This is a genomic window from Streptomyces sp. NPDC000941 (genome assembly GCF_053599555.1).
The window spans coordinates 1-8,092 of sequence record NZ_JBSFMM010000347.1 but is presented as its reverse complement, the minus strand read 5'-3'; the positions used below and the strand labels follow the sequence as shown (position 1 = coordinate 8,092).

The 8,092-nt window shown below is 67.9% G+C and carries 3 protein-coding genes and 6 pseudogenes; 5 read left to right on the top strand and 4 right to left on the bottom strand.

Annotation, left to right across the window (positions count from 1 at the left end; translation table 11 throughout):
- Positions 1-283: 283 nt before the first annotated feature.
- Both ACWDSL_RS50365 and ACWDSL_RS50360 read left to right on the top strand, forming a co-directional pair.
- Positions 284-1,398: pseudogene (locus ACWDSL_RS50365) on the top strand (integrase core domain-containing protein).
- Positions 1,399-1,419: 21 nt separating this feature from the next.
- Positions 1,420-1,671 (top strand): annotated as a pseudogene (locus tag ACWDSL_RS50360) (Tn3 family transposase); the annotation flags it as partial.
- Between the two features lie 427 nt (positions 1,672-2,098).
- On the opposite strand, the gene ACWDSL_RS50355 reads toward ACWDSL_RS50360, so the two are convergent.
- Both ACWDSL_RS50355 and ACWDSL_RS50350 read right to left on the bottom strand, forming a co-directional pair.
- Positions 2,099-3,016, bottom strand: a complete 918-nt coding sequence (locus ACWDSL_RS50355; RefSeq protein WP_450496108.1) for a methylenetetrahydrofolate reductase — start codon at positions 3,014-3,016, stop codon at positions 2,099-2,101.
- Between the two features lie 61 nt (positions 3,017-3,077).
- A pseudogene (locus ACWDSL_RS50350) lies at positions 3,078-3,665 on the bottom strand (site-specific integrase); the annotation flags it as partial.
- Positions 3,666-3,737: 72 nt separating this feature from the next.
- Here ACWDSL_RS50350 and ACWDSL_RS50345 point away from each other — a divergent pair.
- Positions 3,738-4,952: a tyrosine-type recombinase/integrase gene (locus ACWDSL_RS50345; protein ID WP_450496106.1), complete on the top strand. Its 1,215-nt coding sequence runs from the start codon at positions 3,738-3,740 to the stop codon at positions 4,950-4,952.
- 208 nt (positions 4,953-5,160) lie between these two features.
- A pseudogene (locus tag ACWDSL_RS50340) lies at positions 5,161-5,728 on the top strand (integrase); the annotation flags it as partial.
- Positions 5,729-5,938: 210 nt separating this feature from the next.
- Here the strand turns inward: ACWDSL_RS50340 and ACWDSL_RS50335 are convergent.
- A complete protein-coding gene (locus tag ACWDSL_RS50335) occupies positions 5,939-6,625 on the bottom strand; it encodes a hypothetical protein (protein ID WP_450496110.1) in 687 nt (228 codons plus the stop codon).
- 524 nt (positions 6,626-7,149) lie between these two features.
- Positions 7,150-7,248: pseudogene (locus ACWDSL_RS50330) on the bottom strand (pentapeptide repeat-containing protein); the annotation flags it as partial.
- Between the two features lie 617 nt (positions 7,249-7,865).
- Between ACWDSL_RS50330 and ACWDSL_RS50325 the strand changes: the two are divergent.
- Positions 7,866-8,092: pseudogene (locus ACWDSL_RS50325) on the top strand (hypothetical protein); the annotation flags it as partial.

The window sequence follows — 8,092 nt, the reverse complement described above, 5'->3', positions numbered from 1 at the left end:
CAGGCGAGTACTTCGACGTCCCCAACGGGAACTCCTGTCCTATGGATCATCACGATCCAATGATCAGGGTGTCCACGCTCAAGGGGAAACGCCCGAGCGCGGTGCCGTGCTCCCCATGCGACAGGGGGAGGGCGGACTGCTGCTGATCTCTCCGGGCCGGTTTTCGCAGGCAGCTCGCACGTGGGGTTCCTGGCTGCCAGGGTGCGTGAAGGGTGTCTTTATTGCCGCGCGGTGGTTGACCTGGAGCTTTTCGTTCGCCCAAGTATGGGCACGATCACTGATCGTGGGTCTGCGACTGCTCTACCTGATCTTCTGCCGACTACTGGGCTGCCTCCTCCTGCTGGGCCGATCGACCGCCGCGAGCAACGCCGAGATCCTCGTGCTTCGTCATGAGGTCGCTGTCCTGCGACGGCAGATCGAGCGGCCGCGGCTTTCATGGGCCGATCGTGCCGTGCTCTCCGCCCTCGCCCGCCAGCTGCCGCCCGCCTTGCGTCGTCATCGGCTAGTCACGTCGGGCACGCTGCTGACCTGGCACCGTCGTCTGGTGCGCTGGAAATGGCGCCAGACCCCAACCGGCCCCGGCCGGCCACCGCTGTCAGAGGAGATTGCGGCGCTCATCCAGCGCTTGGCACGAGACAACCCGACCTGGGGGTACGTCAGGATCCAGGGCGAGCTCCGACGGCTCGGTCATCGGGTTGCCGCCGCTACCGTCCGGCGCGTCCTGCGCCGCTACGGTCTACCGCCCGCACCGCAGCGCGCATCCCAGCAGACCTGGCGCTCCTTCCTCCGCGCCCAAGCCCACACGCTGCTCGCCTGCGACTTCATGCACGTGGAGACCGTCCTCCTGAAGCGTCTCTACGTCTTCTTCGCCATGGAGATCGCCACCCGGCGAGTCCATGTCCTGGGCGTCACCGCCCGCCCCACCGGCGCATGGGTCAGCCAACTCGCCCGCAATCTGCTCATGGACCTCGGCGACAGAGCCGGGTGCTTCCGGTTCCTCATCCGCGACCGGGACAGCAAGTTCACCGCCGCATTCGACACCGTCCTGGCCGGCAACGGCACAGCCGTCATCCCGACGCCACCGCAAAGCCCACGGTCCAACGCGGTCGCCGAACGATGGATACGCACAGCCCGCGCAGAGTGCACCGACCGCCTCCTCATCACCGGCGAACGCCACCTGCGCACGGTCCTCACCACGTATGCCGAGCACTACAACGCGGGACGGGCCCACCGCAGCCACTGGACCTACGAGCACCCGACGACGACCCGCACATCATCCCCCTGCCCGCTGCCGCGGTCAGGCGTCGGCAGGTGCTCGGTGGACTGCTCAACGAGTACCACACCACGCCTCTCCGATTGCCTCACCATCGACAGAGAACGCCCAGCTCAGCAACCTGATGGGAATAATGACACCCTTCAGGTATGGAAGACCAAATCGGAGCCCTGGGCCTGGTCCTCAATGCCCTCGTGCTGTTCAACACGCGGTACATGGACGCCGCGGTGAACCAGCTGCGTGCGGACGGCTTCGACGTCCGTGACGAGGACGTGGCCCGTCTCTCGCCGTTCGTGCGGCATCACATCAACATGCTCGGCCGGTACTCCTTCCAGCTTCCCGACCTGCCCGGCGGCCTGCGTTCGCTGCGCGATTCCGACGCCACCGACGAGGAGTGACCGGCCCTGGCCTGTGCCGCCGGATGGGAGGAACCTGGAGTCATGGGCGGGAGGTACGTCCGGCGGTGCGGCCAGTGCGGCAGGGAGCTGCCCAAGGGCAGCAGGCGGTCGCACCGGTACTGCGACTCGGCCTGTCGTACGAGGGCCTGGCGGGTGAGTCGGGCCCGCTGGGCAGCGATCGAAGCCGGCGGTGAGGCATACCGGGCTTGATCGAGGGCCGGAGGCACCCGTGGCCCCGCTTATGCTGCCCGGAGAGACGCTGAGTTTGGAGACGTCTTCGCCCGTGGAGCACCCGTTCCCGCGTGGGTGGAACGAGATCGGACCGGCTGGCGTCCAGCCGCGCCACAACATATCGACCGGCACCGTCTGCCGTCACCGGTGGCGGCAGAACTGTCCGTCAGGCGATAGAAGTCGCCTGCCCCTCCTGTCAGCGGCAAAGCTCGGACCGGAGCCGGGCAGCCAGGTCGACCGCCGCCTCGATCTCCTCGCGGCGGATGGACACGCTCTCGACGTTGAGGCCGAACGGCACCTCGAGCCGTCGGCAGAAGGTCATCAGCTCGCGGGCGGTCGCCAGCGCATGCTCGAACGATGCCTGCAGCGTGTCATCGGCGTGCTGGAGTTCGTTGTGGATCCAGCGGGGCACGTCCACGCCGAGCCACCTCAGGAATTCCAGCGTCTTCATCGACCCGCAGACCGAGAACGTGAACACGATCGGGACGGGCGCCAGATCGCGGGCGGCGCACTCGTAGCGGTAGTCCGAAACCAGGTCCTTGGCGGCGTTGACGTCGTAAACGACCTGGGTGACGAGGTAGGAGCAGCCGGCCTCCTGCTTCGCGAGCAAACGCAGGTGCTCCGTACCAGTGCGCGTGTGTCGCTCCGGGATCGCGACGCCGCCAAGCAGCAGGTCGGGCCTGAGTTCGGCCCGCAGCGACTGGGCGCGCGACAGAGTGGTGGCAACCGGCGTCTCCCGCGACGCCGCGCCCACGAAGACCGAGAGGACCCGGTCTGGCTGCTCCGTGAGCCAGCTTCGGAAGTCGCTCTCGTCGTACTTGCCGACCGCCCGGTAGACCACGACCGGCAGGTCGAGCTCTCCGAAGTGCCGGGCGAGGTACTCCGCGGGGTCCATCGTCGGCGTGAACGGGAACGGCCGCTCGGCCGGGTTCCGGTCGCTCTCGTCGTCGATGTCGTAGAGCACGAGCCCGTCGGGCTCCAGGCCGTCGAGCCGCTTGCGGGTGATGTCGGCGATCTCCTGAGCCCGCTCGGGGGTGGTCGTCTGCCTGGGCGGCGTCACCGCGAAGAACAGAAACTCACCTGCGCGGTCACAGATGCGCTGCTGGAGGCCCACGGCAGCCACCCTAACCGGCCGGCTCGTTCCGTCGTGCTCCGAACGCAGCCGTAACGCCTTGCTACTGACAGTTCCCCGGCACCGTGACTACGTCCCCGCGGGTGCGCCCGGCGTCGCCGGGGGCGAGCAAGCTGGTGAGTTCGGCAATCGCCTCGGGCGACGGTTTGAAGTAGCGGCGGACGTTCTCCGGCTTCTTGTGCCGGGACTTCGCCATCAGCATCAGCAGCGAGGCGCCCTGTTCACCGAGATGGGTCAGGTCGGAGTGACGGTACTCGTGCAGGTCCCAGCCCGTGCCCGGTCCGCGCACGGCGGTGTGCTCGTCGAGCAGAGCGCGGGCCTGCCCGTACGACAGCCAGGCCAGTCCGGTGTCCGGGCAGACGTCACGGGGGCTGACGACTTTGCCCGGCCCCGGGCGGCGGTGGGTGACGAATACCGGGCCGTGGGTGCGGCCTTTCAGCAGACGGGGCAGGAGCCGGGCGGTGCCGGCGTCCCAGTACACGGTCTCCAGCACGTAGTCCTCGCGCGCCTGGCCGCGGCGGCGGGCCTTGGGCCGGGCGCCCTTCGCCTTGACCGGGCAGCGGCGCGCGGCGAGGTCGAGGTCCTCGATGTTCACGCCGAGGATCTCCTCGGCCCGCCCCGCGGTTTCGTACCTGTTGACTGAACTACTTGTGGTGTTCTCGCAGGTCAGTGACTGTTTGGCAGGGTCGTCGTTGGTCTGGCCGTGGAGTCATCGAGAGACCTGGCGGCCCTGTCCGTGCCCTTGGCCGGAGAGCTGGTGGCCACGAACGATCTGTGGGGGCCCTACCGGCTCTTCGGCCCAGCCTGTGAGCCGGTCGAAGGTGCAGCGGGGTTCCTGCGGGATCTGCAGGCGATCGGGCGACCGGCAACGACTCAGCGCTCGTATGGAATGGACCTGCTGCGCTGGTTCCGTTTCCTGTGGGCCGTCGAGGTGCCGTGGGACCGCGCGAGCAGGATCGAGGCGAGGGACTTCTCCCGCTGGCTGCAGCTCGCGGGCCGGCCGACGCGCCCGCACTGGCGCCGCCGGGCCGACCATGTCGGGCAGTGGAAGCCGGGCGGGAAGGCGTACGTGGCGTCGGTCCGTACGCACAGCGAGACGGTCCTGCGGACCTTCTACGACTTCCACCGCGACGCGGGCACCGGCCCGGTGCTTAATCCATTCCCGCTGGACCGTTCCCGTTGGGGTCGGCGAGCCCATGCCCATCGCAACCCGATGGACCCACCCCGCAACGAGCGCACCGGCCTCTACCGGCCGACGGTGCCCAAGCGGGTACCACGCAGCGTCCCGGACGCGGAGTTCAACGAGATCTTCGCGCGACTTCCCTCGCACCGGGACCGGGCCCTGGTCGCCTTCTACATCTCCACCGGTGCCCGCGCCAGCGAACTGCTGACCGCATGGCAGGGAGGAGTTAGCCCGGGGCGTCAGCTGATCGCGGTGGTGCGCAAGGGCACCGGCGAGGTCCAGGAGCTTCCTGCCTCGACCGAGGCGTTCGTGTGGTTGCGGCTCTACCAACTGGAGATGGAGGACGCGATCCCACGCGGCCGGCGGGTGCCGTTGTGGTGGACGCTGCGGAACCCGTCCCGGCCGCTGACCTACCACGCCGCCCACCGGATGTTTGAGCGCGCCAACGCCAAGGCGGGCACATCGGCGACGCTGCATGCCCTGCGGCACACCGCCGCCTACCGGATGGCCGAGGACCCGAACCTCCCTCTCACCGATGACCAATTCATCCTTGGCGACCGGCAGTTGACCACAACACAGCTCTACCTCACTCCGCGCAAGGAAGAGGTGATCCGCCGGCTGCTGGCTCATCACGCCGAGCAGACCCGGCAGGCCGCCACGCGCATCACCCCAGCTCCGGCTCCGGGATACCGGCCGGAAAGCCTGGACATCCTCTTCGGAGCGGGCACCCGATGACCACCGACACGGACCTGGTGACGGCACCACTGCCGAGCCCGGCTGCGACAGCCCCCGCACTACCCTCCCAGCGTGAGGCGGCCCGGCGGCGGTTCCCCGCTCGCCCCTGCCCTGCCGTCTGGCCTGGCAACGAACGGCCCCGGCACGAGGCGGAGGGGCTACTGGCCCGGCCGCCATTCCTGCCCGAGTATGGGCATGAGCACTGATTGTGGGTCTGCGACTGCTCTACCTGATCTTCTGTCGACTACTGAGCTGCTTCCTCTTGCTGGGCCGGTCGACCGCCGCGAACAACGCCGAGATCCTTGCGCTTCGTCGGCAGATCGAGCGGCCGCGGTTCTCATGGGCTGACCGTGCCGTGCTCTCCGCGCTCGCGCGGCGCGTGCTATCCGCCTTACGTCGCCATCGGCTGGTCACCCCGGGCACTCTGCTGACCTGGCACTGTCGTCTGGTGCGCGCGAGAGAACCCGACCTGGGGGTACGTCAGGATCCAGGGCGAGCTGCGACGGCTTGGCCATCGGGTTGCTGCCGCCACTATCCGCCGCGCTCTGCGCCGCTCCGGTCTGCCGCCCGCACCGCAGCGCGCCTCCCAGCAGACTTGGCGTTCCTTCCTGCGCTCCCAGGCCCATACGCTGCTCGCCTGCGACTTCATGCATGTGGAGACCGTCTTCCTCCAACGTCTCTACGTCTTCTTCGTCATGGAGATCAAGACTCGGCGCGTCCACGTCCTGGGCGTCACCGTCCACCCGACGGGCGCATGGATCACCCAGCTCGCCCGCACTGATGGGGATTGGTGGAATCGGCCAAGGCTGCTCCTCGCCTCACTTGAACGAGTCCTGAATTGAATGGGGAAGTTCAGCGAGCGCGAGTCAAGCCCGTCCGCTCGATCAACGGTTTGTCCGTGCCGACCGTCAAGTGGTCTGCCGGCGTCGAAGCGGTGGGTAGCGGCTGGTTGTTCAGTTTGCTGAACGGTCTGGGAGTGGCGTGGGTCAGCGTTTGATGCGTCCGCGGATAGCGAGGGCGCCGAGGCCGAGAAGGGTGGGTTCGAGGAGGCGGGAGGCCATCTCGATGTAGGTGCCAGCGGTAGTGAGGTTCTGTCCTGAGGAGCGAAAAAGCACCGAGTTGAGGGCTACACGGGTGGCCTTCTCCGCGCGGGCCCAGGTCATGCGCTTTGACCATTTGTCGTGTAAGGCGGGGTCGGGGGTGCTGGTGCTGAGGCTGATCTTGCTGCCGTGGAGGGTGCCGGTGGTGACTGGGTCGGGGTCATCGGCGCGCAGGCCTACGCCCATGAGGAGCAGCACGGTCAGTGTCATCGCGGCGAGCAGCCAGGTGAAGGCGCGGGAGGCGCGCAGGCCGTAGCCGGACAGCAGCCAGTAGCCCCACAGCAGGCGGCGTTCGCCCTTGGGGGTGCCTGTGCGGTCGTGGCGGCGCATCTCGCACTCGCCGTAATAGAAGTCGGCGGCGCCGGGTTCGTTCTTGCCGTCCTCGAAGGCTTTGCGGAGCTGCCGGTACAGGACGGCAACGTTCTCGGGGCCGGGGGTGAGCGAAGAGGCTGGGTGGTGCGGGCCGGGGCGCCACAGGCGAGCGAGAGGGTGTGGCCTGGGAGTAGTGGAGGCTGGCTGGCGGCATGTGCGCGCCAGTGGTGTTCCTCGGCCAGGGTGCGTCGGCGGGTCCACCGTGTCAGTCGTATCCCGCGGCGGTGCCAGCCAGTGGGCGTGGGTGCGAAGACGGTGCGGCCTTCCAAGCGGAGCTGGTCGAGGTGGAAGGCCCCCGAGAACAGACAGCCACTCAGGTCGGTGTCGATCAGGACCAGTTGGGCGGCATCCACCCCCTGCACCGAGATTACCCGCACCGCGTCGCTGCAGCCCGACAGCGGGCTCTCGTCTATGGGGACCCAAGGTCTGGAGGTGAAGGGGGCCGGGTGGGCGGTGACCGCTACGGGCGCTGACAGTACTGCATGCCCGAGGTCTGCCATGGCGTAGCGAAGGCGCACCGCTGCCGTCGACTCCCACCGAGTGCGCGTGCAGAGCACCTTACGCGCGGCAATCTCCAGCGTCACCGGCCCCTCAAACACAGCACCAGACAGATTCACCTGTCCGCTGCACACGAGCGGCCCCAGTTCCGGAGCCATCACGAACTTCGCCTCGCTGAACCAGGCGTTGTGGGAGACCTGTGCCCCGCCGAACCGGGCTTCGCGGGAGAACTGCGTCCTGTCGAATGTGGCAAGGCCGGAGAACTGAGCCCTGCCGAACTTGGCAGTGCCTGAGAACCGGGCCCCATTGAACTTGGCGGTACCCATCTGAGGATTTCCGGTGCTGGGGTCGCGGAGCGCGCTAAGAAGCTGGTCCAGCAGCATTTCGGTGAGAGGGGTGCCGCGGTGATCGATGTCGGCGCCGGAGGTCAGTCCTGCCAGGTAGGCGTCACGGTCTGTGTCGGTCAGGTGGGCAAGGCATGCTGTGTGGCCGGGCACGTGGATACCGCGGCAGCCGACGGGATCGGCGGTGGGGTCCGAGCCGTGTGCGCAGTACGGCCAGCTCGGCATGACTGCGGCCGGGGGTGTGCTCATGGCTTGGCGGCTCCGCTGACATGTGCCGGTTCCGGGTCTCGTTCAGGCAGGAGGCACGGTTGGTGTCGGTCAGTTCCTCCCGGAACCGGAAGGGGGTGTACACACTGTAGGGGTTCTCCTGGGTGGTGGCGTTCAGCCAGGTAGGCGGCCCAGGCGGCCCGCCGGCCATGTTTCATCTCGCCGAAGGTCCCTTAACTACCAGCTGGCCGCGCGTTTTGGTGCTGGCTGACTATCGGGCGAGCCCTGGCGCTCGCGGATCAGCGGGTCTGCCTGGGGATCGAGCAGAGCAACTCTGAGGCGGAGCCGATCACGGGTGGCCGAACTCAAAGATCCCCATCAGCAACCTGCTCGTGGAACTCGAAGACAGAGCTGGGTGCTTCCGGTTCCTCATCCGCGACCGGGACAGCAAGTTTACCGCCGCCTTCGACGCCGTCTTCGCCGACAATGGCACAGCCGTCATCCTGACCCCGTCGCACAGCCCGCGGTCCAACGCGTTCGCCGAACGATGGATACGCACAGCCCGCGCAGAGTGCACCGACAGAATCCTCATCACCGGCGAACGACACCTCCGTGCCGT